Genomic DNA, 26,485 nt, shown 5'->3' on the forward strand with positions numbered 1-26,485 from the left:
CACAACCAACCCCCACAGACAGCCAACCCACCCAAACCAGCGGGCACTTACTGTCCCACAACCACCCCAACCGACTTCGCCAGCAGAGTCGCCGGGCCGACTTCCTGCGCGAGCCGCCGTGCTCAGCCGGTGGTCAGGCCGGCGACGAGTTCGTCGGCGGCGCCGTAGGGGTCGAGGGTGCCGGTGGCCACGCGTTCGGCGAGGCCGGCCAGCAGGCGGTCGCCGGAGAGGTCCCCGATCCGGGCGCGCAGTTCGGCCAGGGCGATGGCCTCGATCTCCTGGGCCGCCCGGCGGCGCCGGCGCGCGGCCAGTTCGCCGTGCTCCTCCAGCCAGGCGCGGTGCTTCTCCAGCGCCTCCACCACCTCGTCCACGCCCTCGCCGCGTGCCGCGACGGTCTTGACGATCGGCGGGCGCCAGTCCCCCGCCTCGCGGGCCTCGCCGAGGCCCAGCATGTGGTTGAGCTCCCTGGCGGTGGCGTCGGCGCCGTCCCGGTCGGCCTTGTTGACCACGAAGACGTCGCCGATCTCCAGGATGCCCGCCTTCGCGGCCTGGATGCCGTCGCCCATCCCGGGGGCCAGCAGCACCACCGCGGTGTCGGCCTGGGCGGCGACCTCGACCTCGGACTGGCCCACGCCCACCGTCTCGACCAGGATCACCTCGCACCCGGCCGCGTCCAGCACCCGCAGCGCCTGGGGGGCCGCCCAGGACAGCCCGCCGAGGTGCCCGCGGGTGGCCATCGAGCGGATGAACACCTCGGGGTCGGTCGCGTGGTCCTGCATCCGGACCCGGTCGCCCAGCAGCGCCCCGCCGGAGAACGGCGAGGACGGGTCGACGGCGAGCACCCCGACCCGCTTGCCGAGCCGCCGGTAGGCGGAGACCAGCGCCGAGGTGGAGGTGGACTTGCCGACCCCGGGCGAGCCGGTCAGGCCCACCGTGTAGGCCTGCCCGGTGTACGGCGCGAGCGCGGCCATCGCCTCCCGCAGCTGCGGAGCGGCGTTCTCGACGAGCGTGATCAGCCGGGCGACCGCCCGCGGCCGGCCCTCCCGGGCCTGCTCGACCAGCGTGGCGACATCGATCATCAGGGTCTCCTTGCGCAGATGCCGAAAGGGGCCTGAAAGGCCCAAAGGGCTGCGGACCACTTGTGGCGGTCCGCAGCCCCGAGGTCAGAGCGTCGATCAGGCCTTCGGCACGCGCACGATCAGCGCGTCGCCCTGGCCGCCGCCGCCGCACAGGGCGGCCGCGCCGACCCCGCCGCCGCGGCGCTGCAGCTCCAGCGCGAGGGTGAGCACCACGCGGGCGCCGGACATGCCGATCGGGTGGCCGAGCGCGATCGCGCCGCCGTTGACGTTGACGATGTCGGAGGAGACGCCCAGGTCCTTCATCGACTGGTGGGCGACGGCCGCGAAGGCCTCGTTGATCTCGATCAGGTCGAGGTCGGAGACCTCCAGCCCCTCCTTGCCCAGCGCGTGCTTGATCGCGTTGGACGGCTGCGACTGGAGCGAGTTGTCCGGGCCGGCCACGTTGCCGTGCGCGCCGATCTCGGCGATCCAGGTGAGGCCCAGCTCCTCGGCCTTGGCCTTGCTCATCACGACCACGGCGGCGGCACCGTCGGAGATCTGCGAGGAGGTGCCGGCGGTGATCGTGCCGTCCTTGGTGAAGGCCGGGCGCAGCTTGGCGAGGCCCTCGACGGTGGTGTCGGCGCGGATGCCCTCGTCCTGGGTGAACAGCACCGGCTCGCCCTTGCGCTGCGGGATGGCGACCGGGACGATCTCGGCGTCGAAGACGCCGTCGGCCTGCGCCTTGGCGGCCCGCTGGTGGGAGGCGGCGGCGATCTCGTCCTGGACCTCGCGCGGGATGCCCAGGCGGGTGTTGTGCTTCTCGGTGGACTCGCCCATCGGGATGTTCTCGTAGGCGTCGGTCAGGCCGTCGTACGCCATGGCGTCGAGCACCTCGACCGCGCCGTACTTGTAGCCCTCGCGGGACTTCGGCAGCAGGTGCGGCGCGTTGGTCATCGACTCCTGGCCGCCGGCCACCACGATGTCGAACTCGCCGGCCCGGATCAGCTGGTCGGCCAGCGCGATGGCGTCCAGGCCGGAGAGACAGACCTTGTTGATGGTCAGCGCCGGGACGTTCATCGGGATGCCGGCCTTGACGGCGGCCTGGCGGGCCGGGATCTGGCCGGCGCCGGCCTGCAGCACCTGGCCCATGATCACGTACTGGACCTGCTCCCCCGTGATCCCGGCCCGCTCCAGCGCGCCCTTGATCGCGAAGCCGCCGAGGTCGGCACCGGAGAAGCCCTTGAGGGAGCCGAGCAGGCGACCCATCGGGGTCCGCGCACCGGCAACGATCACAGAGGTGGTGTTGGTCATGGGACGGGCCCCTTCGCACGTCGTGGCCAGGTGAGGATGCGCTCAGGGTACTGACCCGTTTTCCGCCCGTCACCGGAGCGACGGTGTGATCGAGCGCACTGGCACCATCCAGTCAACACCGTGTCAACGCGGTCCGGGTGAACGTCCGGATGGAAGTCCGCCCGCGGCCCGCGCACGTTCCGCGGGCGATCCGCGTGTGAGCAGGCTCGCACGTCCGGCACTGGCGCGGGCCGAGGCCCATACGCTGCACTGGGTGCCACTTCCCGTCCACGCCCTGGAGGCCGCCGTGCTGACCCGTATCGACCACATCGGCATCGCCTGCCGAGACCTCGACAAGACGGTCGAGTTCTACCGCGCCACCTACGGCTTCGAGGTGTTCCACAGCGAGGTCAACGAGGAGCAGGGCGTCCGCGAGGCGATGCTCCGGATCAACGGGACGGACGACGGCGGCGCCTCGTACCTCCAGCTGCTGGAGCCGACCCGGCCGGACTCCACCGTCGCCAAGTGGCTGGAGAAGAACGGCGAGGGCGTGCACCACATCGCCTTCGGCACCGCCGACGTGGACGGCGACTCCGAGGCCATCCGCGGCAAGGGCGTCCGGGTCCTCTACGACGAGCCGCGGATCGGCTCGATGGGCTCGCGGATCACCTTCCTGCACCCCAAGGACTGCGGCGGGGTGCTGACCGAGCTGGTCACGTCCGCCCGGCCCACCGAGCACGAAGGGCACTGACGCCGCCGGAACCACCCGGGACCGGGCCCCGACCCTAGCGACCCGTCAGTAACCTGGTCCGACAGCCGGAAAACCCCTACGCGGCCATTCCCCCGCAGTGCGCGCCCACTACAATGCCCAGGTGCGCGACGAATCCGGGGGACGGAGGCGACGGGCACGGCCGATGACAGGCCTGTCCGCCCTCCGGTGGTCGGCCCGTCGCAGGGGAGTCCAGTACGCGGGCACGGCTGAACAGTCGCAAGACGGATCTGTCACCATTCTCCACAGGCAAGAGTTCGCCCAGGAGTCCACCCGGACGGGGGAACGCGGCACCCCCGCGTCCCGCGGCCAGGACTCCGACGACCGCGGCGGAAGCCCCCGGCTTGGGGACGTCCGGTGGCCGCGGATGCAAGGACCAGTCGGACCGGCACCCCGGACAGGGGCGCCCCGGGCCGGCCGGGTCGAGGACGCGACCAGGAGATGGATGGGACCGCGGAGTGCGGGGCAACGACCGCTACGAGGTTGACGATCACCTCTCCCAGTTCGAGGCCGAGATGGGTCGGACTCGGAAGGAGCGGGACAAGGCAGTCGAGCATGCCGAGGACCTCGCCTACCAGGTGGAGGTGCTCCGGGCCAAGCTGCACGAGTCCCGGCGCATGCTCGCCCAGCCGCGCGCCTTCGACGCCGTCTCCGGCCAGGCGGAGCAGATGCTCCGCACCGCCGAGATGCAGGCCCAGCAGATGCGCGCGGACGCCGAGCGCCAGCTGCGCGACTCCCAGGCCGCCACCCAGCGGATCATGGCCGAGGCCGCCGAGCGCACCGCCCGGCTGGAGGCCGAGCTCACCGCCCGCCGCCGCCAGCTGGAGGAGGAGCTCGCCGAGCTGCGCCGCTCCGCCGAGCAGCACGTCAACGGCTGGGCCGAACAGACCCGGACCGGCTCCGAGCAGGAGGCCCAGCGCCTGCTGCAGGAGGCCCGCGCCGAGGCCGAGCGGATGGTCGCCGCGGCGCGCGCCGAGGCGGCCGCCCTCTCCGACCACGCCCGCGCCCAGACCGCCGCCGACGTGGACGCCGCCCGCGGCGAGGCCCAGGCCGCCGCCGAGGCCGCCCTGCAGAAGGCCCAGAGCGACGCCGAGCGCCTGCTGCGCGCCGCCTCCGAGCACGCCCAGCAGGCCGGTGCCCAGGCCGCCGCCGACGTGGACGCCGCCCGCGGCCAGGCCCAGCAGGAGCTGGCCGCCGCCCACGCCGCCGCCGAGCAGCAGCTGGCCGCCGCGCAGGCCGAGATCGGCCGGCTCAAGGAGCAGGCCCTTGCCGAGCAGACCCGCGCCGAGCAGCAGCTCGATGCCGCGAAGGCCGAGATAGAGCGGCTGCGCGCCGAGGCGATCGCCGAGGCCGAGCGCACCCGCCAGGAGGCCGCCGAACTGCGGGCCCAGGCCGAGCAGGCCGCCGAGCAGCTCCAGGCCGACGCCGAGGCCGCCGCCGAGCGCAAGGTCGCCGACGGCGAGGCCGCCACCGAGCAGCGCTCGCAGACCGCCCGCGCCGAGATCGCCCGACTGGTCGCCCAGGCCACCAAGGAGTCCGAGGCGATCCGCGCCGAGGCCGAGGCGCTCCGGGCCGAGGCCGCCACCCGGCAGGCCGAGGCGGACGCCGCCAAGGCCGCCGCCGCCGAGGAGGGCGAGCGGCTGCGGGCCACCGCCGAGTCGGTCGCCGCCCAGCTGAAGGCCGAGGCCGAGGCCGCGATCGCCGAGCTTCGCACCCAGGCCGAGCGGGACGTGGCCGAGCTGCGGGCACAGGCCGAGGCCGACGCCCAGCGCCTGCGCGGCGAGGCCGAGGAGGAGGGCCGGGCGGCCGGCGCCAAGGACGCCACCGTCCACCTCGCCAAGGCCGCCAAGACCGCCGAGGAGGTGCTCGGCCGGGCCAACCGGGACGCCGAGACGGCGCGCGGCGAGGCCGCCGCGGAGGCCGAGCGGATCCGCGCCGAGGCGCGGGCCGAGGCCCAGCGGCTGCGCGAGCAGGCCCAGGCCGCCGTCGAGCAGGCCCAGAACGCCGCCCTGGACGACGCTGCCGCGATCCGCGAGCGGATCGAGCAGATGCAGGACGAGGCGGCCCGGCTGCGGGCCGAGGCCGAGGAGCTGCGCGCCCAGGCCGCCGCCGAGGCCGACCGGTCCCGCAGCGAGGCCCGCCGCCAGGCCGTCCTGCAGATCGAGGAGTCGGCGAAGAACGCCGAGGAGCTGCTCACCAAGGCCAAGTCCGACGCGGACGAGCTGCGCGCGGGCGCGGCCGGCGAGATCGAGCGGCTGCGCGAGCAGGCCCAGGAGCAGGCCGCCGAAACCCAGGGCCGGGCCGAGCAGACCCTCGCCCGGGCCCGGGCCGAGGCCGAGAAGATCACCGCCGCGGCCGAGCAGCAGGGCCAGGACGCCCTGGCCGCCGCCCGGGCCGCGGCCGCCGAGAACCGGACCGCCGCGGAGCGCGAGACCTCCGAACTCCGGCGCGCCGCCGCCGAGTTCGACCAGCGGGTGCGGTCCGAGGCGAGCGCCGCCGCGCAGGCCCTGACCGCCGAGGCCCAGGCCGAGGCGAAGGCCGTCCGGGAGGCGGCGGTCGCCGACGCCGAGCGGGTGCGCACCGAGGCCGACACCGAGGCCGCCCGTACCCGGGCCGAGGCCGAGGCCGCCGCGAACGCGCTGCGCGAGGAGAGCCGGCGCGAGCGCGAGGAGGCCGCCGCCGGGCTGCGGCGCGAGCGCGAGGAGACCGCCGAGCAGCTGGCCGGTGCCCGGACCGCCCGCGAGCAGGCCGAGCGGGCCGCCGCCGAGCTGGTCGAGCGCACCGCCGAGGAGAGTGCCGAGGTCCGCGCCGCCGCCGACCGGTACGCGGCCGAGCAGCGCGCCGAGGCCGAGCAGGCCGCCGCCGAACTGCGCGTCCTCGCCCAGCAGGAGACCACCCAGCTGCGCGAGCACGCCGAGGCCTACGCCGACCGCGTCCGCACCGAGGCCGAACAGCACGCCGTCGAGCTCACCGAGCGCACGGCCGCCGAGACGACCGAGCTGCGCGAGGCGACGGACCGGTACGCCGCCGAGCAGCGCGAGAGCGCCGACCGGTACGCGGCCGAGCAGCGCGCCGAGGCCGAACAGGCCGCCGCCGAACTGCGTGCCCTCGCCCAGCAGGAGACCACCCAGCAGCGCGAGCACGCCGAGACCTACGCCGACCGCGTCCGCACCGAGGCCGAACAGCACGCCGTCGAGCTGCGGGCCGAGGTCGAGCAGTACGCCACCGAGGTGCGCGCCGAGGTCGAGCAGTACGCCGTCGAACGTCGCACCGAGGCCGACGAGCTGCTGGAGCAGGCCGCGGCCGCCGCCGAGCAGCGCCGGGCGGAGGCCGCCCAGGACGCCAAGGCGACCCGCGAGAAGGCCGCCGCCGAGCTGACGCTGGCCAACGAGCAGGCCGAGACCGTACGGGCCGAGGCCGGCCGGGAGCTGTCCGAGGCCCGTGCCACCGCCGACGGCATCCGCGCCGAGGCCGCCGCCGTCCTGGAGCAGGCGCGGGCCGACGGCGAGGACGTGGTCGCCGCGGCCAGGGCCGAGGGCGCCGAGCTGGTCGCCGCCGCCGAGGAGGAGGCCGCCGAGGTCCGCCAGTCGGTGGCCGGCCTGCACGAGGCCGCCGCCGAGCAGATCGCCGCGCTGCGCGCCACCGCCGAGCAGGAGGCCGCGGACACCCGCGAGCGGGCCGAGCAGGACGCCGCCGAGACCCGCGCCCTCGCCGACCGCGAGACGACCGAGCAGCGCGAGGCCGCGGACCGGTACTCCGCCGAGGTGCGCGACCTGGCCGACCGGGAGACCGCCGAACAGCGCGAGGCGGCCGAGCGGTACAGCGCCGAGCAGCGCGAGGCCGCCGACCGGTACAGCGCCGACCTGCGGGCCCGGACCGAGGCCGAGACCGCCGCCCTGCGCGAGCAGACCGAGCTGGAGCTCACCGCCGAGCGGGAGGCCGCCGAGGCCGAGCTCGGCCGTCAGCGCGCCGAGGCCCAGGCCTACGACGAGCAGCTGCGCGCCGAGGCCGAGGCCGAGCTGCGCGCCGCCCGGGAGGCGGTCGAGCAGCTGCGCGCGGAGGCCGAGGCCCAGGCCGCCCGTACGGTGGCCGACGCCGAGGCCCAGGGCGCCCGGACCGTCGCCGACGCCGAGGAGCTGGCCGCCGGGCTGCGCGCCGAGGCCGAGGAGTACGCCCTCGCCACCCGCACCCTGGCCGACGAGTACGACGCCGCCACCCGCTCCCGCGCCGACGCCTACGACGCGGAGACCCGGGAGGCCGCCGAGCAGTTCGACAAGGCCACCCGGGACCGGGCCAAGGCCGTCCTGGAGAAGGCCTTCGCGGACGCCGAGGCGCTCGGCGAGGACGCCCAGACCACCGCGCTGGCCACCACCGCCGCCGCCGAGGAGCAGGCGGACGCGATGGTCGCCGCCGCCCGCAAGGAGGCCGACCGGCTGGTCGCGGCCGGCGAGGCCGCCGGTCAGGCCGCCGTCGAGAAGGGCCGTTCCGACGCGGACGCCCTGCTCGCCGAGGCCCGCCGGGACGCCACCGCGATCCGCGAGCGCGCCGAGGAGCTGCGCGAGCGCACCGACGCCGAGGTGGAGGCGCTGCACGAGCGGGCCCGCAAGGAGAACGCGGCGGCGATGAAGTCGGCCGGCGAGCGGGTGGACGCGCTGGTGACGGCCGCTCAGGAGCAGCTGACGGAGGCCGAGGAGCAGGCGGTCGCCACCGTCGCCGAGGCCGAGGACCGGGCCGCCGCCCTGGTCGCCGCCGCCGAGGAGCGGGCCTCCGAGCTCACCTCGGAGGCCTCCGCGGAGGCCAGCAAGGTCCGGCTGTCCGCCGTCCGCAAGGCCGAGGGCCTGCTCAAGGAGGCGGAGACCAAGCTCGCCAACTCCACCGACCGCGCCGAGGCGCTGATCGAGAAGGCCGAGGCCAAGCTGGCGTCGGCCGAGGCCGAGGCCGAGGAGCGGCTCGACAGCGCGGCGACCGAGGCGGAGAGGCGCCTGCACGAGGCGGACCGCACCGCGGAGGAGCAGATCGAGCTGGCGAAGGCGGAGGCCGAGCGGCTGATCGCCGAGGCGAAGGCCGAAGCCGAGCGGGTCACCGACGAGGGCCGGCGGGAGCTGGACGAGCTGGTGCGCCGCCGCAAGGACATCAACACCGAGATCTCCAGGGTCCAGGACGTGCTGTCGGCGCTGGAGGCGTTCGAGGCACCGTCACCGGTCGCCCAGGCCAACGGGGGAAGCAACACCAAGAAGGACGGGGGTGCCAAGGCCAGTGCCGGAGTTGGCTCTCCCCGGTCGGGTGGCAATCGCTCCAAGAACGCACCACCCGATTGAGCGGACATTGGCGGTCATTGTCCGTGAGAGAACGGCATTTCGCCGTCGACACTCCGGTACCGTGTCAGGATTCCCTCAACCACCTCAGCGGTTTGACGACAGGAAGCCCAGAGTCCCATGAGCGACAGTCACTCCCCTCACGGCTTCGACCTGGTGCGCCGTGGGTACGAGCGCGCCCAGGTCGACGAGCGGATCACCAAGCTGGTGGCCGACCGTGACAGTGCCTTGACCCGGATCAGCGCGCTGGAGAAGCGCATCGAGGAGCTCCACCTGGAGACCCAGACCGCCCAGGCGGCGGTCGCCGAGCAGGAGCCCTCCTACGCCGGTCTCGGCGCCCGGGTCGAGAAGATCCTGCGACTGGCCGAGGAGGAGGCCAAGGACCTGCGCGACGAGGCGCACCGCGCCTCCGAGCAGCACCGCGAGCTCGCCGAGGCCGCCGCCCAGCAGGTCCGCACCGAGGCCGAGAACTACGCCAAGGACCGCAAGGCCAAGGCCGAGGACGAGGGCCTGCGGATCGTCGACAAGGCGAAGAGCGACGCCGCCCAGCTGCGCGCCGAGGCCAACAAGGACGCCCAGAACAAGCGTGAGGAGGCGGACGCCCTCTTCGAGGAGACCCGCACCAAGGCCGCCCAGGCCGCGCTGGAGTTCGAGACCAACCTGGCCAAGCGCCGGGAGCAGTCGGAGCGCGACCTGGCCGCCCGTCAGGCCAAGGCCGAGAAGCGCCTCGCCGAGATCGAGCACCGGGCCGAGCAGCTGCGCCTGGAGGCGGAGAAGCTGCGCACCGACGCCGAGCGCCGGGCCCGCCAGACCGTCGAGACGGCCCAGCGCCAGTCCGAGGACATCGTGGCGGACGCCAACGCCAAGGCGGACCGCATCCGCAGCGAGTCCGAGCGCGAGCTGGCGGCGCTGACCAACCGTCGCGACAGCATCAACGCCCAGCTGACCAACGTCCGCGAGATGCTGGCGACGCTGACCGGCGCGGCCGTCGCGGCCGCCTCGCTGCCGAACGACGACACCATGGGCGTGCCCGCCCAGCAGTCGCGCTGACGCAGCCGCCGACGCGGGCCCGCGACAGGCCCTCACCCTCCCGGGTGAGGGCCTGTCGGCCGTCTCCCCGTCACCACCTCGGGCAGTCTTCCGGGGCGCGCCTCAGCGGGGATAGGCCCCGTCGGGCCGCTGGTGCCCGCTGCTGAGCTGGTTGCCCTCGTCGTCCGAGACGGTGCCGAACCAGGAGGTGCACCAGACCGACACCGAGTCGGGCCAGTACTGCACCTCGAACGGGTGCCCGGACCCGTAGTCGCCGTACGAGGTGACGATGAAGGTCTCCCCGGGGCGCATCCAGTAGTCCTCGCCGAGCGGTTCCAGGGTCAGCTCCACCAGCCCCTCGCCACGGTTCGTCACCGGCATCCGGCCGGTCACCTCCAGGGCCGAGAAGTCCCAGCCCGCCGGGTCGGGGCTCATCCGGCGGCCACCCGGGAGAGCAGCCGACGGGCGGCGGCGTCGAACGCCCCCGGGGACTCCAGGGCGCTGAGGTGGCCCACGCCGGGGACGACGGTCAGCTCGGCGTCCGGGGCGGCCCGGGCCATCCTCTCGGCCTCCTCCAGCGGCGCCAGGGCGTCCAGGGCGCCCGCGACCACCGCGAGCGGCACCCGGAGTCCGGCCAGCACGTCCAGGGAGTCCGGACGGGCCGCCATGGCCCGCTGGGCCCAGGCGACGGCGGCCGGCGGGGCGGCGGCCACCATCGCCTGCACCCGCTCCACCAGGTGCTGGGAGTCGGGCCCGAGCTGCCCGGCCGCGACCTGCTCGTCCAGCAGCAGCTGCACGCTGCCGCGGGCGGTGACGGCGGCGGCGATCCGCTCCCGGTTGGCCCGGACGGCGTCGGTGTCCGCGGTGGCACGGGTGTTGGACAGCAGCAGGCCGGACAGCCGGTCCGGGTGGCGGCGGGCGAAGGCGAGTGCCACGTAGCCGCCCATCGAGAGCCCGCCGACCACCGCGCGGTCGATCCCGGCCGCGTCCAGGAGCAGCGCCAGGTCGTCGGCGACCAGGTCCAGCGAGGGCTCGTCGGTGCCCAGCTCGGTGCCTCCGAAGCCCCGCTGGTCGGGGGCGAGCACCCGGGCCTCGTCCCCGGTCAGTCCGGGCAGTGCGTCCAGCTGGGCGGACCACATCGAGGCGTTCAACGGAAAGGCGTGCAGGAGCACGAGTGGTGTTCCGGTTCCGCTCTCGCGGACGGACACTGTGGAGGGGAGCTGACTCATGCGCCCACCTCGCTTCGCTCGGCAGGGGCATGACCCAACGCGCACCTCTCGATGATTCGCTCGCTCATGCGCCCACCGTATTCGGGTGGGCCCGGCAGGCCCACTCAGCGGGCCGCCCTATCCGCTTTGTCCTAGCCTGACAGAGAGTAAGGGAGCACCAATGATCGAGTTGCACGACCTGACAAAACGTTATGGCAAGACGCTCGCGGTGGACCGGCTCAGCTTCACCGTCCCCCCGGGGGTGGTCACCGGCTTCCTCGGCCCCAACGGCGCGGGCAAGTCCACCACCATGCGCATGATCCTCGACCTGGACCGCCCGACCGGCGGCAGCGTCACCATCGACGGCAGACGCTACGGACAGCTCAGCGAGCCGCTCAAGAAGATCGGCGCCCTGCTGGAGGCCAAGGCCGTCCACCCCGGCCGCACCGCCCGCGACCACCTGCTCTGGCTCGCCCAGAGCAACCGGATCCCCGTGCGCCGGGTGGACGAGGTGCTCGCCCTGGTCGGCCTGACCCCGGTCGCCCGCAAGCGGGCCCGCGGCTTCTCGCTCGGCATGGGCCAGCGCCTGGGCATCGCCTCGGCGCTGCTCGGCGACCCGGAGATCGTCATGTTCGACGAGCCGGTCAACGGTCTGGACCCGGAGGGCATCCTCTGGATCCGCAACCTGATGAAGCGCCTCGCCGGCGAGGGCCGGACGGTCTTCGTCTCCTCCCACCTGATGAGCGAGATGGCCGTCACCGCCGACCACCTGGTGGTCATCGGCAAGGGCCGGCTGCTCGCCGACCTGCCGATGCCGGAGTTCATCCGGCGCAACTCCCGCTCCGCCGTACGGCTGCGCAGCCCCCAGCCCGAGCGCCTGCTCGACGTCCTGGCCGGGGCCGGCCTGCGGCACGAACCGGGGCCGGACGGCTCCTACGAGGTGGTCGACGGCGACCTCGCGGACCTCGGCGAGCTGGCCGCCTCCCACGGCGTGGTACTGCACGAACTCAGCCCGCAGCAGGCCTCGTTGGAGGAGGCGTTCATGCAGATGACGGCGGACTCGGTGGAATACCACGCGGGCCACGGCCCGGACCGGGACGCGACCGGCGCGCCCGGCACGACCGGCGGCTGGGGGGCGGGCTGGAAGGCGGACGGCAACCGGCCGACCGCGGCGGTGCGGCAGGAGGAGAACTGAGATGACGTCCTTCCCGGCGATCCTGCGCTCCGAGTGGACGAAGATCCGCAGCGTCCGCTCGACGGTCTGGACCCTCGCGCTGGCCTTCGTGGTCACCGTGGGCATCGGCGCGCTGCTGTCCCTGCTCACCAACAACAACTTCACCGAGTTCCGGCGGCACGACCAGAGCCCGTTCGACGCCACCGGCACGGCCTTCTCCGGCATCATGCTCGGCGAACTGGCCATCATCGTCTTCGGCGTGCTGGCGATCGGCAACGAGTACAGCAGCGGCATGATCCGGGTCACCCTGGCCGCCGTCCCCCAGCGCGGCACCCTGCTGGCCGGCAAGGCGATGGTGCTCGGCGCGCTCGCCTTCGCGGTCTCGCTGGTGACGGCCTTCGTCACCTTCTTCGTCGGCCAGGCACTGCTGGGCTCGCACTCCACCAGCCTGGGCGAGCCGAACGTGCTGCGCGCGGTGCTCGGAGCGGCGCTGTACCTGACGATGATCTGCCTGTTCTCGGCCGGCGTCACCGCCATGCTGCACAACCAGACGCTCGCGCTGGGCGTGCTGGTGCCGTTCTTCTTCCTGCTCTCGCCGATCCTCTCGGCGGTGCCGAAGGTCAAGACCCTGGCCCACTACTTCCCCGACTACGCCGGCTCGCGGGTGCTGCTGGTGTACGAGCAGAACGGCCAGCCGTACGGGCCGTGGGCGGGCTTCACCATCTGCCTGGCCTGGACCGCGGCGGCCCTGGTCGGCGGCACGCTGGTGTTCAAGAGCCGCGACGCCTGAGGGAGTTCGAGCAGTTCGGAGTTCGAGCAGTTCGAAGCCCGAGCAGTTCGGAGCCCGAGGAGCAGCGAGTCAGCAGCAAGTCAGCAGCAAGTCAGTACCGCGGAGCGCCGCGGCCTCGCAGGATGTTGGAGGCCCGGCGCTCCCGCGCTCCCCAGCACGCCCGGTGCCAGTGCCGCCGGTCGTCCACCCCGCCGCCGTGCATCGGCCAGGCCACCACGTGGCCCACCCCGGGCGGAATCTCCTGGTCGCAGCCCGGGCAGCGGTAGAAGCGCCCCGAAGTGCCCGCGACCGTCTGCACCACCCAGTCGTCGCCCTGGTAGTTCTCGGTACGGCGCAGCGATCCCCCGAGCGGGGCGGCGGCCGGCTCGGCGCTCTCGCGGGGGGCGGCGCTCTTGATCCGGTTGCGGCGGGGCACGGCGGACTGCCTCTCTTCCGGGGGCTCGAAGTCGTTCCAGCCTAGGGCCTGCCCCTCGGGCCTGTCCGGTCTCCCGCCCCCGCCCGGGCCTCTATCACGGCTTCGGCCGGTCGTCCGGCGTTTTTGCCGAGATCCACCCGATCATCGGGGAAATCCGGGGTTCAGCGTGCCATTGGCACATGACATCGGATACCCACGAGGGGACAGGCGGGGCCCGCAGACCCTGCGTGCACCCGAGGAGGCCCAGGATGACCAAGACCAGCCCGCGCGCCGAGACCCGCCGCCCCGTCGGCGTACGGCCACCCGCCCCCGCCCCGACGCTGACCTCCGTCCCACCGGTGACCGCCGTCGCGGGCGAGCCGCTGACCGCCGCCCAGCGCGCCGGCGCACTGCCGCCGGACACCGCCCCGGTACGGGTCGGCGCGTTCCTGCTGTCCGCCCAGTTCCCCGGCCAGAGCCACGGCGAGGTGCTGGAGCGCACCGTCCGGGCCACCGTCGAGGCCGAACGCGCGGGCCTGGACAGCGTCTGGCTGGCCGAGCACCACTTCGTCCCGTACGGGGTCTGCCCGAACGCCGCGACCCTCGCCGCGCTGCTGCTCGGCCGCACCCGCCGGATCGGCATCGGCACGGCCGTCAGCGTGCTCTCCACCAGCCACCCGGTGGCGCTCGGCGAACAGGCCGCGCTGCTGCACCTCACCTCCGGCGGGCGCTTCACGCTCGGGGTGGGCCGCGGCGGGCCGTGGATCGACCTGGACGTGTTCGGCAGCGGCGTGGACGCCTACGAGAACGGCTTCCCGGAGCGGCTGGACCTGCTGCTGCGCTGGCTGCGCGGCTCCCGGGTGGGCGCGGACGGCCCCCAGTTCAGCTTCCCCGAGGTGGCGGTGGTGCCGCAGGCCACCGAGGCGCTGCGCCGCCCGGGCCTGGGCAGCTGGCTCGGCCTGGACGACCCGTCCGGCCCGGTGCGCTTCCCGCGCCAGCGCCAGGACACCGAGGGCCTGGGCGAGCAACTCACCACTGCCGGAAGGCCGGTGGCCGGCCCGCCGGTGGTGGTCGCCTGCACCTCCCCGGGCGGGGTGAAGCTGGCCGCCGAGCGTGGGCTGCCGATGCTGCTCGGGATGCACTCCGGCGACGACGACAAGCTGCGGATGCTGGAGCTCTACCGCACCGCCTGGCTGGCCGCGGGGCGCGGCGAGGAGCAGCTGCGCCGGGTGACCCGCCAGCACGTCGCGGCCGGGGTGGCCCAGGTGGACGACCGCACTGCGGCCGCCCGGGCCACCCTGCTGAACGCGATGCCCGGCTGGTTCGAGTACGGGCTGGGCGCCCACCGCACCGTGGACGGCCGCGAGCGCAAGATGCGCGACCCGCACCAGTACACCGAACTCCTTTGCGACCTGCACGCGGTGGGCACCCCGAAGCAGTGCGCCGACCGACTGCTGGCCACCGCCGAGCGCACCGGCATCCGGCGGTTCGCCCTGCTCGCGGAGGGCAGCGGCGACCGTGAGGCGACCCTGCACAACATCGCCCGGCTGGGCTCCGAGGTGCTGCCGCAACTGAGTTGACACGACCGCCCCGGCGCCGGGCCGCCGCCCCTCCCCCGCACCGGCGGGAAGCGGGGCGGCCGGCACCGGCCGGGTCAGCAGTCCCGCAGCTCCTCGGACTGGTTGAGCAGCTGCTCCCGGACGGAGGTGAAGCGGTCGTACCGCGCCCCGTTGGCCTCCGAGGGCAGGAACACCGCCACCCGGTGACAGTTCTGGAACGCCAGCCGGACGCCGAAGTGGCGCTGCAGGGCGCCCCGGATGGCATCGCTGGCGAGGGCGCGCAGCAGCTGGCCGCGGGCCTGCTCGCTGGGCGGCGGCACCTGGTTGTCGGCGAAGTCGGTGCCGTCGACCTTCGCCTGGGCGACCAACGAGCTGATCAGGTCCCAGGCGTACGGCAGCGAGACGCGGACGCAGTCGACGAATTCCCGCTCGTCGACCTCGCCCCGCTCGGCCTTCTCCAGCAGGGCCGGTGAGACGTCGAGCGACATGGATTCTCCTCTCGCGGTCCACCCGCGCGGCGCCCGGGTGGTCATGCGTAGTCCAAGCTCACAGTGGGGTGGGCGAAATCGCAGGTGATGTCCGGAACACCATGGGACGGGGGTTTCCGGCACCTTTGCGAAGGCGGCGGCGCCACGGGACGTGACGTCCTGAACACCGACCGCGTCAGAACAGCGTGGCAGTCAACGGAGGAGCTGGCCGGTCATTCTCAGGGATTGCTCCGGAAATACGCCTTGGTGCACCAGGTTGGCCTGATCCCGTCGGATCGTTCATCTGAAGTCTCCGTCCCCGTTGACAGCGACCCCGCATCCGTACCGTCACACACCGTAGCGGCCTTGGGGGGCGTACGCCAGAGCGCGGGGAGCGGCGGCGGCGGGCCCGCCGAACCTCCATGTTCGCGGGGTTCGCGCTTTCTTCACCCGGTCGTCTCGGAATCGCATCAACTGGCCCCGGTGGGCTAGCGTGGTCGACCGTGCGTCTCGTAATTGCCCGCTGCTCAGTCGACTATGCCGGTCGGCTCTCCGCCCATCTGCCCTCCGCCACCAGGCTGATCCTGGTCAAGGCCGACGGCAGCGTCAGCATCCACGCCGACGACCGCGCCTACAAGCCGCTCAACTGGATGTCCCCGCCGTGCGCCCTCAAGGAGGCCGACGGGGTCTGGACGGTGGAGAACAAGGCCGGCGAGAAGCTCATCATCACACTGGAGGAGGTGCTGCACGACTCCTCCCACGAACTCGGGGTGGACCCGGGCCTGATCAAGGACGGCGTCGAGGCGCACCTCCAGGAGCTGCTCGCGGACCGGATGGAGGTGCTCGGTGCCGGCTGGTCGCTGATCCGCCGCGAGTACCCGACCGCGATCGGCCCGGTCGACATCCTCTGCCGCGACGCCGACGGGGCCACGGTCGCCGTCGAGATCAAGCGGCGCGGCGAGATCGACGGCGTCGAACAGCTCACCCGCTACCTCGAACTCCTCAACCGGGACCCGCTGTTGGCCCCGGTCAAGGGCGTCTTCGCCGCGCAGGAGATCAAGCCCCAGGCCCGCGTCCTGGCCACCGACCGGGGCATCGGCTGCGTGGTGCTGGACTACGACGAGCTGCGCGGCATCGACGACGACAAGCTCAAGCTGTTCTGACCGGTCAGGCCGGGCTCGGCGACGGGCTGGTCGGGGCGGTCGGAGTGGCCGGCACGGTCGGCGTCGGGCTCGGCTTGGGGGCAGTCGCGGACGCGCTCGGCGACGGCGAAGTGCCGCCCCCGCCGCCACCCGGCTGAGTGCCTCCCCCGCCGTTGCCGCCCCCGCCCGACCCGCCGGGCTTCTGCCCCGGCGGCTGCTCCGGCGGTTGCGGCTGGCCCGGGACCGGCGACTGGGACTGCTGCGGCGCCCGCGACTCGGTGGCCCCCGGCGAGGAGCTCGGCCGCTTCGACGGCGAGGCGCTCGGCGGGTGCGACGCGCTGCCGCTCGCCGAGGGCGCCGGGACGGTCTCCGTCCCCGCCGGGCTCCCCGGTTCGGTACCGGCGGTCCCGGCCGCGCCCTGGCTGTGGTCGGCGGACGGCTGAGGCATCGGCGCGTTGCCGGTGTCGCCGACCTCGTCCAGCCGCGCGTGCGGGTCGTTCGTCTTGTGCTCGTCGGGCCCGGTGAGGCTCATCGCCACCGCGGTCCCGAGCATCCCGAAGGTGAGCACGACCGCCGAGGCCACCACCACCCGGCGCCGCTTCCCGGTACGGGCCTTCAGCTTGGCCGGCACCCGGGCCGCGATCTTGCGGATCACCGGCCCGCGGCCCGGCACCGCGGCGGGTGCGGCGGCCGGCAGCTGTCGGCCGTCGGCGCGCAGCAGGTCGAGCATCCGGCGCGCCGCGGCGACCCCGCGCTGTTCCCCGGCGGTGACCCGCAGGGTGAGCGCCGTCTCCAGTTCGGCGAGCGCCCGGGAGGGCTGCTGGAGGCAGATCGCGTGCACGCCGGCCTCGTGGTGGAACCAGGCCTGGTCGACCGTCGAGCCGGTCCGCCGGGCCGCTTCCAGGCCGAGCTGCAGCACCCGCTCCCAGGCTCCCCAGCGCAGCGACAGCGCCAGTGCGGGCGCCGCCGCCCGGGCCAGCCGGACCACCGCCTCGTGCCGCCCGGCGGTCCGGTCCGCGAGCAGCACCCCGACCAGCACCTCGGCCTCGGCGGCGATCTGCTCCAGCGACACCGAGCTGTGCCCGACCCACCAGGCGAAGTGCTGGGCGGCGCCGTCGACGCAGCCGCGCGCGGGCCAGTGCGGGGCGAGCAGTTCGAGCGCGCCGGCGGTGAGCCGGTGGTGGCCGCCGATGGACACCGCGAGCCCGGCGTCGGCGAGTTCGGCCAGCGCGCTCTCGCCCTGGCCGACGTCGATCAGCGCGGGCAGGTGCGGCGCGGTGGGGCACTCCCCGCCGAGTGCGACGGCCAGCCGCAGCACGGCCTGCGCGGGCTCGCTGAGCCCCTCGGCGAGCCGGACCGCGGGCGAGGCCGTCTCGGCGACGGAGGGCAGCGGCACGGTGCGCCGCAGCGCGTCCTCCCGGATCGCCGGGTCGGGGTCCCGGACGGGCTCGTCGACCGCGCCGAAGACGTCCCGCCGGTCCTCCTCGGCGGCGACCAGCGCGTCCACGGAGACGTCCCGCTGGCGCAGCAGCGCGGCGGCCTGGACGAAGCGCAGCGGCAGGCCCTCGGACTCGAACCAGAGGTCGACCGCCCAGGCCTTCTCGGCGACGTCCAGGGGCCGCCCGGCCAGCCGGGCGGTGAGGGCGAGGCAGGCGGCCCGGGACAGCCCGGGGACGAGGTGGTCCCGCAGCCGGGAGTCGGCCGGAAGCGGCGGACTGTCGGGGGAGACCGAGATCAGGAAGGCGCAGCCCGGGGCGGCGGCGAGCAGTTCCTCCAGCTCGGCGCCGGTCGGCTCGGCCTCGTCGATCACGACGACCGCGCCGACCCCGGCGAGGTGGGCGGCCAGTTGGCCCGGGTCGGGCCGGAAGCCGGGGGCGTGGTGGGTGGCCGCGAAGAGGTCCTGGAGCAGGTCGGCGGCGGTGCGGCGGTGTCCGCAGAGCTGGACGACGCCGCCGGGGGCGAGGTCGGCGGCGGCCTCGGCGACGGCCGACAGCAGGGTGCTGCGGCCCGAGCCGGCCTGGCCGACCAGGCGTATCGAGCGGCCTTCGGCGAGCAGGCCGAGCAGTTCGGCGATGTCGGCCTCGCGGTCGAGCAGCGGCAGGTCGGTGGGCCCGGCGCCGAGGGCGAGCGGGCCGACGGCGCGGCCGACGCCGCCGACCGGGCCGCGGGCGGGCTCGCTGCGTTCGATCCGGCGCGGGCGGGGCCGCCACTCCTCCGGGCAGGGCCGGGCCTCGGAGCCGTCCGGGGCGCCGACGCCGACCAGCAGGCCGCCGGAGACCAGTTCGCCGCCGCGGGTGCGGGCGGCCTCCTGCCGGAACTCCCCGGATGGCTGTGCCACGTTCTGCTCCGCATCGAGGTCGGCCGCCGGCGCCCCGCGCCGGCCGGCACACGTCTGGGTCGCGGCCGCGGGCGGGCTGTGGGCAGCCGGCCCCGGGCGGCCGTCATCTGACGGGCAGACTCTTGCACATCCGGGGCCGCCCGTGCAGCGCGGTCCGGGTGCGGGGCGGGTGGCGGGGGAATCACCGCAGGCGGGGGGCCTGACGGGCGCCCGGCCCCGAGGGCCTGGACGTCCTGTCTGTTCCGGATGTTCCCGATGTTCCGGAGGTCCCGATGTCCCCGATGTTCCGGAGGTTCCGGAGGTTCCGGATGTTCCGGACGTCCTAGCTGACGTGCGCCTCGGCGATGCCGCCGTCGACGGCCAGGATGCGGTGCAGCTTGGTGGCCACCAGCAGCCGCTGGAGCTGCGCGGGAACGGAGCGCAGCACGAGCCGGCGGCCGATCCGGCCGGCCCGCCGGTGGGTGCCCATGATCACGCCGAGTCCGGTGGCGTCCCAGAACTCCAGTCGGGCGAGGTCGAGCACGAGGTCGCCGAGGCCGCCGTCCACGGCCTGGTGCAGCAGGGCCCGCGCGTCGGCGGCGGTGCGCACGTCGAGGCGGCCTTCGATGGCCAGCGCCCTGTGGTCGCCGGTGATGCGCATGCTCTCCTCCTTCGCCTGGCTGGCCTGGTCGGGGCGGGTCCGGCCCCGGCCGCGCCGGGAGGCGGGGTGGCCCCCGGATCGGGTGGATCGGGGTGGGCGGCCCGGGCGGAACGCCTGTGACGGCTCGGCCCGCGGCCGGTCCCGGTCGCTGTGCCGGGTTCCCTCATCTGACGGTGGAGCAGCGCCGCAGGTTGCTGGTTTCCGCTCTGCTCTGAAGCAACTTCACTCGTCCGAGGGAATATACGCAGGAACTCTCCACACCTACGCTCGATTACCGCCCAAATCACCCGTCTGCGGCACCCGGCGTGAGGAAACTCACCCGCCCCGGCACAGCGGGCCGCACGATGCCCCGATCGCACGGCCCACCAGGTCGTTCAGCCCCTCCGGGTCACTTGGACTCGTACGGGTAGAAGCCGCGGCCGCTCTTGCGGCCGAGGTCGCCAGCGGTGACCATCCGGGCCATGATCTCCGGGGCGGCGAACTTCTCGTCCTGGGTCTCGGTGTAGATGTTGCGGGCGGCGTGCAGCAGGATGTCCACGCCGGTGAGGTCGGCGGTCTGCAGCGGTCCCATCGCGTGGCCGAAGCCGAGGCGGCAGGCGGTGTCGATGTCCTCGGCGGTGGCCACGCCCGACTCGTACAGCCGGGCGGCCTCGACGACCAGGGCGGTGATCAGCCGGGTGGTGATGAAGCCGGCCACGTCGCGGTTGACCACCACGACCTCCTTGCCGACGCCCTCGGCGTAGGCGCGGGCGGCGGCCATCGCCTCGTCGCCGGTCTTGTAGCCGCGGACCAGCTCGACCAGCTTCATCATCGGGACCGGCGAGAAGAAGTGGACGCCGACGACCGACTCGGGCCGCTGGGTGACGGCGGCGATCCGGGTGATCGGGATGGCGGAGGTGTTGGAGGCCAGCACGGCGCCGTCCTTGGCGAGCTTGTCCAGCTCGCGGAAGACGCCCTCCTTGACCTCCAGGTTCTCGAACACCGCCTCGACCACGATGTCGGCCTCGGAGACGGCGCCCAGGTCGGTGGTGGTGGTGATCCGGCCCAGCGCGGCCTCGGCGTCCTCGGCGCTCAGCTTGCCCTTGGAGACGAACTTCTCGTACGAGGCGCGGATGCCCGCGAGGCCGCGCTGCAGCGCCTCCTCGGTCACGTCCCGCAGCACCACCGGGTGGCCGGCCTGCGCGGACACCTGGGCGATGCCGGCACCCATCAGGCCGGCACCGATCACGGCGATCTGCTTGCTGGACGCATTGCTCATGGCTGGGTCTCCCGATGCCGTCGCCGCCCTGCGGGCGGGGCCTGAAGGCGGCTCAGGGCAGGGATCGCCGCCAAGGAGCCGCATTGCTCTGCGCCGGACTTTAGTGCCCGGATCCGCCGGGCAATAGCAATCGGGAGTGTGATCTGCAACCGACGTGGTCAGCTGATCAAGATGCTCGTCAGATGGTCAGACCGAGGTCCTGGGCCAGGATCGCCGCCTGCACCCGGCTGCGCAGCCGAAGCTTCGCCAGGATCCGGCTGACATGGGTCTTGGTGGTCGCCTCCGCCATCTCCAGCCGGGCCGCGATCTCCCCGTTGGACATCCCGGCCCCGACGCAGGCCAGCACCTCCCGCTCACGCCCGGTCAGCCCGGCGACCGCCGCCCGGGCCTCCGGACCGACCGGCCGCTCCGGGCGGGCGAAGGCGCCGATCAGCCGCCTGGTCACCGAGGGCGCCAGCATGCCGTCCCCGCGCGCCACCGTCCGGATGCCCTCGACCAGGGTGTCCGCCTCCAGGTCCTTGAGCAGGAACCCGGCCGCGCCGGCCCGCAGCGCGCCGTAGACGTACTCGTCCAGGTCGAAGGTGGTCAGCACGAGCACCTGGGAGGCCCCGGCGGCGACCACCTGCCGGGTCGCCGAGACGCCGTCCAGCCGGGGCATCTGCACGTCCATCAGCACCACGTCGGGCCGCAGCTCCAGTGCCAGCCGGACGGCCTCCTCCCCGTCCGCGGCCTGCCCGACCACCTCGAACTCCGGCTCGGCGCGCAGGATCATCACCAGCGCCGCCCGTACCGCGGCCTGGTCCTCGGCCACCAGCACCCGGATCGTCATGCCCGTCCCCCGCTCTCTCCGCCGCGCGGCAGCACCGCGCGCACGCTCCAGCACCCGTCCCGCGGCCCCGCCTCGAAGCTGCCGCCGAGCAGCCCGGCCCGCTCCGACATGCCCACCAGTCCGGCCCGGGCGCCGGGCAGTTCGCGGCCCGGCTCGCCCCGGTACGGGCTGTCGACGCCGATCCGCAGCTCCTGGAGGCCGAACTCCAGCCGCACCGCGACCAGTCCGGGCCCGGCGTGCTTGAGCGCGTTGGTCAGCGACTCCTGCACGATCCGGTACGCGGCCAGCCCGACCGGCACCGGGACGGCGCCGCGTTCACCCAGCTCGGTCAGCTCGAACTCCAGCCCGACGTCCTGCCCGGCCGCCCGGGCCTTGGCCAACAGGGCGTCCACCGCGGCCAGGTCGGGCGCCGCGTACGACTCGTCGGCCTCTCCCCCGCCGCTGTCGCGGAGCAGCCCGATCATGCGACGCATTTCGGCCAATCCCTGGACGCTGTTCTCCCGGATCACCGCCAGCACCTCGACCAGCGGATCGTCCGCCGCCAGCTGCCGCCGCCGGGCGACCGACTGCGCCCCGGTGGCGTGGATCGCGATCGCCGACAGGTGGTTGGCCACTACGTCGTGCAACTCCCGTGCCATCCGGGCCCGTTCGGCGCCGACCGCCTCGCGCCGGTCCATCTCCGAGAGCAGCGCGGTCTGTTCGGCCCGCAGCCGCTCGGTCTCCGCCTCCTGCCGGTGCTTGCGCACCAGGTCGCCGGTCCACACCGGTGCCAGGAACACCAGTGAGCTGAGCACCACGATCAGCAGCCCCTCGGACGTCCCGACCGCGTACCAGACCAGGCTGGAGAGCACCAGAACGGTCGCCCCGCCGGTCAGGTGCAGCACCCGCGACATCCGGGCGGTGCCGTACAGGACCGCCGCGTACAGCAGATCGGTGTACATGATCGTCGTCGCCAGCAGGCTCCCGGCGACCAGGCTCCCCGCGAAGGCCAGCCCGCCCAGCGACACCGCGAGCACCGGCCGGGTGCGCCGGACCAGTTCCAGCCCGGCCATCACCAGCAGCGGCAGCAGCACCGCCCAGCGCGGCACCCGCTCGGCGCTCTCGTACACCCTGAAGGCGATCAGCACCGCCCCGCCCAGCAGCCCGCACAGGGCGATCAGCCGGTCCAGCCGGCGCGGGGGGAGGGACGGTACGAGCACGACCCCATCTCACCATCCCCGGCGGCCCGCCCGGCTCCGGACCACGGAGGAGTCCGCTACATCGAAAGGTGCAGGCCCGGACGGCACCGCGCGACGACGACACCGGCGCGCCCGCGCACGAGGCTGGAAGCACCGCCGAACGACCGGGAGCAGAACGTGATCGTCACCCTCATCGTCGCGGCCGAGATCTCCTGGTGGATCGTGCTCGGCCTCGCGCTCTCCACCCGCTACCTGCTGCGGTGGCGCCGCACCAGCACCGCGCTGCTGGTCGGCCTGCCGGTGGTGGACCTCGTGCTGTACGCGCTGACCGTGCTCAACCTGCGCGGCGGCGCCGAGGCGAACTGGATGCACGCCCTGGCCGCGAGCTACGCGGGCTTCTCGGTCGGCTACGGCCCCTCGCTGGTGGCCTGGGCCGACCGGCACTTCCTGTACCGCTTCGCCGGCGGTCCCAAGCCGCTGCCCGCGCCGAAGTACGGCCCGGAGCGGACCCGCCACGAGTGGCGGATCGCCACCCGCACCGTCGTCTCGGCCGTGATCACCCTGGCCCTGATCACCCTGCTCGTCCCGCTCTCGGACGGAGCCGCCCATGTCGGCACCTTCAAGGAGTGGTACATCAGGCTCGGCATCCTGGCCGTCGTCAACCCGATCGTGGCCGGCTGCTACTCGCTCTGGCCCAAGGAGCCGCCGGCCGGCGTGCGGGTCGAGCAGGGCCGGGTGGTCGAGCCCGGGGAACCGGCCGAGAAGGTCGGGGCCGGTTCCGACCCGGCCTAGCGGTTCTCCCCCGGCACCCAGAGCACGTCGCCGCGCTCCTTGTTGGCCACCCGGGCCAGGATGAACAGCAGGTCGGACAGCCGGTTGAGGTACTTCGCGGTCAGCGGGTTGACGGTGTCACCGTGCTCGGCGATCGCCGCCCAGGTGGAGCGCTCGGCCCGCCGCACCACCGTGCAGGCCAGGTGCAGGTGGGCCGCGCCGGGCGTGCCGCCGGGCAGGATGAAGCTGCGCAGCTTCTCCACCTGCTCCAGGTAGTGGTCGCAGTCCCCCTCCAGCCGGTCGATGTAGGACTGCAGCACCCGCAGCGGCGGGTACTTCGGGTCCTCGACCACGGGGGTGGAGAGGTCGGCGCCGACGTCGAACAGGTCGTTCTGGACCCGGACGAGGACGGCCGCGATGTCCTCCGGCAGTGCCCCGACCGCGAGGGCCACCCCGATCGCCGCGTTCGCCTCGTTGGCGTCGGCGTAGGCGATCAGCCGCGGGTCGGTCTTGGTGGTCCGGCTCATGTCGCCGAGCGCGGTGGTGCCGTCGTCCCCGGTGCGGGTGTAGATGCGCGTCAGATTGACCATGCCGCCACCCTAGCCCGCAAGGTTAGGCGACGTTAACCCTCTGCCCGGGCGGGGCCGCCTCCAGCCAGGCCAGGAAGCCGGTGAGCGCGTCCTCGCTCATCGCCAGCTCCAGCGGCGCCCCGTTGTGCAGGCAGCGCAGCACCACCGAGCCGGAGAGCAGCGCCAGCTCCTCCTGGCCCTCCGGGTAGCGCCGGCCGAGCACCTCGATCTCCCGGCGGGGCAGCACCTTGCGCGGGCGCGGGGCGTACGAGAAGACCCGGAACCACTCGATCGAGTCGCCGCTGTAGCGGCCGATACCAAAAACCCACCCCTTGCCGTCGGTCGGGGGGACCGGGGCTGAGGTGGGTTTGCCGTTCTCGTCGAGGTCGGGCTGCGTGGAGGCGTCGGCGGGCATTTTGAGCCGGTAGCTGCAGTCGAACGTGCCGCCGACCCGCTGGATCAGGCGGCGGCGTACCGCGAAGGCCATCAGGCCGATCACTCCCAGCGCCACGACCACCGCACACACCACAAGCGCGAGGACCATGCTCACCTACCTCCTCGCTACCCGCGTTCCCCGTTGCGGCCGTCCCGGACGACCGCGCTGACCTACCAACTACGACGACAGTCCCGGGGTCACGCTCGCGCGTCCCCGGGACCGTCGGTCGACCCCGCGAAGCCGGGGTCCGGCACACTCAGGCGTGGGCCTTGAGGCCGCGCGCCGCGAACAGTCGGACCTCGGCGCGACGCTCGGCGTGCGCGTCCAGGTCGGACTTGGCCTGCTCCAGGGCGCGCTCGGCACGCGCGACGTCGATCTCGTCCGCCAGCTCGGCGATCTCCGCGAGCAGAGACAGCTTGTTGTCGGCGAAGGAGATGAAGCCGCCGTGCACCGCGGCGATGACGGTCCCGCCGTCCACCGTGCGGATGGTGACCGGACCGGTCTCCAGCACGCTCAGCACCGGGGTGTGGCCCGGCATGATGCCGGTGTCACCGGAGGCCGTACGGGCGACGACGATGGTGGCCGCACCGGACCACACCTTGCGGTCGGCTGCGACCAGCTCGACGTGCAGCTCAGCCAACGTGGGCTCCTAGGCTCATGCAACCCCCGATTACTCGGGAGTTTCGGTAAGAATAACGGCCCCGCGCCTCCGGCATGAAACCGGCGGCACGGATTTGACCGGAATCACAGCCGATGCGACGTGAGGGGTGGTCCCCAGGCTCGGGGGCCACCCCTCACGGTCACTCAGCTGCTACCGGCCGCGATTACTTCTTCGCCAGCTCGGCGGCGTTCTTCTCCAGGTCCTCGATGCCACCGCACATGAAGAAGGCCTGCTCCGGGACGGAGTCGTACTTGCCGTCGGCGATCGAGTTGAAGGCCTCGATGGTCTCCGACAGCGGCACGGTCGAGCCCTCGACGCCGGTGAACTGCTTCGCCACGTAGGTGTTCTGCGAGAGGAAGCGCTCGATGCGGCGGGCACGGTGAACCGTGATCTTGTCCTCTTCGGACAGCTCGTCCATACCGAGGATGGCGATGATGTCCTGGAGGTCCTTGTACTTCTGCAGGATCCCCTTGACACGGACGGCCGTGTCGTAGTGGTTTTGCGCGATGTACCGCGGGTCGAGGATGCGGGACGTGGAGTCCAGCGGGTCGACGGCCGGGTAGATGCCCTTCTCCGAGATCGGGCGCGACAGAACGGTGGTCGCGTCCAGGTGGGCGAAGGTGGTGGCCGGGGCCGGGTCGGTCAGGTCGTCCGCGGGGACGTAGATCGCCTGCATCGAGGTGATCGAGTGACCGCGGGTCGAGGTGATGCGCTCCTGCAGGAGGCCCATCTCGTCGGCCAGGTTCGGCTGGTAGCCCACCGCGGAGGGCATGCGGCCGAGCAGGGTCGACACCTCGGAACCGGCCTGGGTGAACCGGAAGATGTTGTCGATGAAGAGGAGCACGTCCTGCTTCTCGACGTCACGGAAGTACTCCGCCATGGTCAGCGCGGACAGCGCGACGCGCAGACGGGTGCCCGGCGGCTCGTCCATCTGGCCGAAGACCAGCGCGGTCTTGTCCAGAACGCCCGAGTCGACCATCTCGTCGATGAGGTCGTTGCCTTCACGGGTGCGCTCGCCGACGCCGGCGAACACCGACACACCACCGAAGTTCTCGGCGACGCGGTAGATCATCTCCTGGATCAGAACGGTCTTGCCGACACCGGCACCACCGAACAGACCGATCTTGCCACCCTGGACGTACGGGGTGAGCAGGTCGATGACCTTGATGCCGGTCTCGAACATCTCGGTCTTGGACTCAAGGTCCTTGAAGTCGGGGGCCTTGCGGTGGATCGGCCACCGGACCTCGACCTGGGAGTCGAACTCCGCCTGGTCGACGTTCAGCACGTCACCGAGGGCGTTGAAGACCTTGCCCTTGGTGATCTGGCCGACCGGCACGGAGATCGCGGCACCGGTGTCGGTGACCTGCGAACCGCGGACCAGGCCGTCGGTCGGCTGCATCGAGATGCCGCGGACCAGGCCGTCGCCGAGGTGCTGGGCGACCTCAAGGGTCAGGGTCTTCTTGCCCGAGCCGTCGGGGTTGTCCACCTCGACGTGCAGGGCGTTGTACATGTCCGGGATCGCGTCGACGGGGAACTCCACGTCGACGACCGGGCCGATGACCCGCGCGACGCGGCCCGTCGCCGTGGTCGGCTCAACAGTGGTGGTCATA

Annotated in this window: 23 protein-coding genes; 8 read left to right on the top strand and 15 right to left on the bottom strand. The window is 73.6% G+C overall.

Going from position 1 to position 26,485, the window contains the following annotated elements:
* Positions 1–122 precede the first annotated feature (122 nt).
* Together meaB and ACZ6Z8_RS08370 are read right to left on the bottom strand one after the other, a co-directional pair.
* Positions 123–1,079, bottom strand: a complete 957-nt coding sequence (meaB, locus tag ACZ6Z8_RS08365; RefSeq protein WP_033350307.1) for a methylmalonyl Co-A mutase-associated GTPase MeaB — start codon at positions 1,077–1,079, stop codon at positions 123–125.
* A 96-nt stretch (positions 1,080–1,175) separates the two neighbouring features.
* Positions 1,176–2,369, bottom strand: coding sequence for an acetyl-CoA C-acetyltransferase (locus tag ACZ6Z8_RS08370; RefSeq protein WP_465607530.1), 1,194 nt, complete (start codon positions 2,367–2,369; stop codon positions 1,176–1,178).
* Positions 2,370–2,655: 286 nt separating this feature from the next.
* Here ACZ6Z8_RS08370 and mce point away from each other — a divergent pair, with 286 nt between their 5' ends.
* From mce to ACZ6Z8_RS08385, 3 genes are all read left to right on the top strand, one after another.
* Positions 2,656–3,099: a methylmalonyl-CoA epimerase gene (mce, locus tag ACZ6Z8_RS08375; RefSeq protein WP_402819152.1), complete on the top strand. Its 444-nt coding sequence runs from the start codon at positions 2,656–2,658 to the stop codon at positions 3,097–3,099.
* A gap of 476 nt (positions 3,100–3,575) precedes the next feature.
* Positions 3,576–8,435 (top strand): hypothetical protein, encoded by a 4,860-nt coding sequence (locus ACZ6Z8_RS08380; protein WP_465607532.1) that lies wholly within the window; start codon positions 3,576–3,578, stop codon positions 8,433–8,435.
* A gap of 117 nt (positions 8,436–8,552) precedes the next feature.
* Positions 8,553–9,482 carry a coiled-coil domain-containing protein gene (locus ACZ6Z8_RS08385; RefSeq protein WP_313765567.1) on the top strand — a complete coding sequence of 310 codons (930 nt, stop codon included), beginning with the start codon at positions 8,553–8,555 and terminating at the stop codon, positions 9,480–9,482.
* Between the two features lie 102 nt (positions 9,483–9,584).
* On the opposite strand, the gene ACZ6Z8_RS08390 is transcribed toward ACZ6Z8_RS08385, so the two are convergent.
* Positions 9,585–9,896, bottom strand: a complete 312-nt coding sequence (locus tag ACZ6Z8_RS08390; RefSeq protein WP_402818902.1) for a hypothetical protein — start codon at positions 9,894–9,896, stop codon at positions 9,585–9,587.
* Positions 9,893–10,690: an alpha/beta fold hydrolase gene (locus ACZ6Z8_RS08395; RefSeq protein ID WP_465607535.1), complete on the bottom strand. Its 798-nt coding sequence runs from the start codon at positions 10,688–10,690 to the stop codon at positions 9,893–9,895. The genes ACZ6Z8_RS08390 and ACZ6Z8_RS08395 overlap by 4 nt, the downstream gene beginning before the upstream one ends.
* Positions 10,691–10,850: 160 nt before the next feature.
* Between ACZ6Z8_RS08395 and ACZ6Z8_RS08400 the strand changes: the two genes are divergently transcribed.
* On the top strand, positions 10,851–11,864 hold the full coding sequence (locus tag ACZ6Z8_RS08400) for an ABC transporter ATP-binding protein (RefSeq protein ID WP_465607537.1): 1,014 nt from the start codon (positions 10,851–10,853) through the stop codon (positions 11,862–11,864).
* Position 11,865: 1 nt separating this feature from the next.
* Complete coding sequence (locus tag ACZ6Z8_RS08405) at positions 11,866–12,633, top strand: ABC transporter permease (protein WP_465607539.1); 768 nt, start codon at positions 11,866–11,868, stop codon at positions 12,631–12,633.
* A gap of 91 nt (positions 12,634–12,724) precedes the next feature.
* Here ACZ6Z8_RS08405 and ACZ6Z8_RS08410 read toward each other — a convergent pair whose 3' ends face one another.
* The gene (locus ACZ6Z8_RS08410; protein WP_465607541.1) at positions 12,725–13,048 is read right to left on the bottom strand and encodes an ATP/GTP-binding protein; all 324 of its coding nucleotides are present in this window, start codon (positions 13,046–13,048) and stop codon (positions 12,725–12,727) included.
* Positions 13,049–13,296: 248 nt separating this feature from the next.
* Between ACZ6Z8_RS08410 and ACZ6Z8_RS08415 the strand changes: the two genes are divergently transcribed.
* The gene (locus ACZ6Z8_RS08415) at positions 13,297–14,607 is read left to right on the top strand and encodes an LLM class flavin-dependent oxidoreductase (protein WP_465607543.1); all 1,311 of its coding nucleotides are present in this window, start codon (positions 13,297–13,299) and stop codon (positions 14,605–14,607) included.
* A gap of 74 nt (positions 14,608–14,681) precedes the next feature.
* On the opposite strand, the gene ACZ6Z8_RS08420 is transcribed toward ACZ6Z8_RS08415, so the two are convergent.
* On the bottom strand, positions 14,682–15,074 hold the full coding sequence (locus ACZ6Z8_RS08420) for an SCO5389 family protein (RefSeq protein ID WP_465607545.1): 393 nt from the start codon (positions 15,072–15,074) through the stop codon (positions 14,682–14,684).
* Between the two features lie 482 nt (positions 15,075–15,556).
* On the opposite strand from ACZ6Z8_RS08420, the gene nucS reads away from it, so the two are divergent.
* Positions 15,557–16,216, top strand: a complete 660-nt coding sequence (nucS, locus tag ACZ6Z8_RS08425; RefSeq protein ID WP_359828612.1) for an endonuclease NucS — start codon at positions 15,557–15,559, stop codon at positions 16,214–16,216.
* Between the two features lie 4 nt (positions 16,217–16,220).
* On the opposite strand, the gene ACZ6Z8_RS08430 is transcribed toward nucS, so the two are convergent.
* From ACZ6Z8_RS08430 to ACZ6Z8_RS08450, 5 genes are all read right to left on the bottom strand, one after another.
* Positions 16,221–18,533, bottom strand: a complete 2,313-nt coding sequence (locus ACZ6Z8_RS08430; protein WP_465607547.1) for an ATP-binding protein — start codon at positions 18,531–18,533, stop codon at positions 16,221–16,223.
* A 322-nt stretch (positions 18,534–18,855) separates the two neighbouring features.
* Positions 18,856–19,173, bottom strand: a complete 318-nt coding sequence (locus ACZ6Z8_RS08435) for an STAS domain-containing protein (RefSeq protein WP_465607549.1) — start codon at positions 19,171–19,173, stop codon at positions 18,856–18,858.
* A 388-nt stretch (positions 19,174–19,561) separates the two neighbouring features.
* Positions 19,562–20,431, bottom strand: a complete 870-nt coding sequence (locus ACZ6Z8_RS08440; RefSeq protein ID WP_465607551.1) for a 3-hydroxyacyl-CoA dehydrogenase family protein — start codon at positions 20,429–20,431, stop codon at positions 19,562–19,564.
* Positions 20,432–20,609: 178 nt separating this feature from the next.
* Positions 20,610–21,260, bottom strand: a complete 651-nt coding sequence (locus ACZ6Z8_RS08445) for a response regulator (protein WP_402818873.1) — start codon at positions 21,258–21,260, stop codon at positions 20,610–20,612.
* On the bottom strand, positions 21,257–22,459 hold the full coding sequence (locus tag ACZ6Z8_RS08450) for a sensor histidine kinase (RefSeq protein WP_465607552.1): 1,203 nt from the start codon (positions 22,457–22,459) through the stop codon (positions 21,257–21,259). The genes ACZ6Z8_RS08445 and ACZ6Z8_RS08450 overlap by 4 nt, the downstream gene beginning before the upstream one ends.
* Before the next feature lie 156 nt (positions 22,460–22,615).
* Between ACZ6Z8_RS08450 and ACZ6Z8_RS08455 the strand changes: the two genes are divergently transcribed.
* The gene (locus ACZ6Z8_RS08455; protein ID WP_465607554.1) at positions 22,616–23,230 is read left to right on the top strand and encodes a hypothetical protein; all 615 of its coding nucleotides are present in this window, start codon (positions 22,616–22,618) and stop codon (positions 23,228–23,230) included.
* Here ACZ6Z8_RS08455 and ACZ6Z8_RS08460 read toward each other — a convergent pair.
* The 4 genes from ACZ6Z8_RS08460 to atpD all read right to left on the bottom strand — a co-directional run bounded on the left by ACZ6Z8_RS08460 (position 23,227) and on the right by atpD (position 26,484).
* On the bottom strand, positions 23,227–23,799 hold the full coding sequence (locus ACZ6Z8_RS08460) for a cob(I)yrinic acid a,c-diamide adenosyltransferase (RefSeq protein ID WP_402818865.1): 573 nt from the start codon (positions 23,797–23,799) through the stop codon (positions 23,227–23,229). The genes ACZ6Z8_RS08455 and ACZ6Z8_RS08460 overlap by 4 nt on opposite strands.
* 22 nt (positions 23,800–23,821) lie before the next feature.
* Positions 23,822–24,322 (bottom strand): DUF2550 domain-containing protein, encoded by a 501-nt coding sequence (locus ACZ6Z8_RS08465; protein WP_363569351.1) that lies wholly within the window; start codon positions 24,320–24,322, stop codon positions 23,822–23,824.
* A 148-nt stretch (positions 24,323–24,470) separates the two neighbouring features.
* Positions 24,471–24,854, bottom strand: a complete 384-nt coding sequence (locus tag ACZ6Z8_RS08470) for a F0F1 ATP synthase subunit epsilon (protein WP_030282045.1) — start codon at positions 24,852–24,854, stop codon at positions 24,471–24,473.
* Between the two features lie 184 nt (positions 24,855–25,038).
* Positions 25,039–26,484, bottom strand: coding sequence for a F0F1 ATP synthase subunit beta (gene atpD / locus ACZ6Z8_RS08475; RefSeq protein ID WP_402818861.1), 1,446 nt, complete (start codon positions 26,482–26,484; stop codon positions 25,039–25,041).
* Between the last annotated feature and the right edge of the window lies 1 nt (position 26,485).

This window comes from Kitasatospora sp. NPDC101108 (assembly GCF_055584725.1).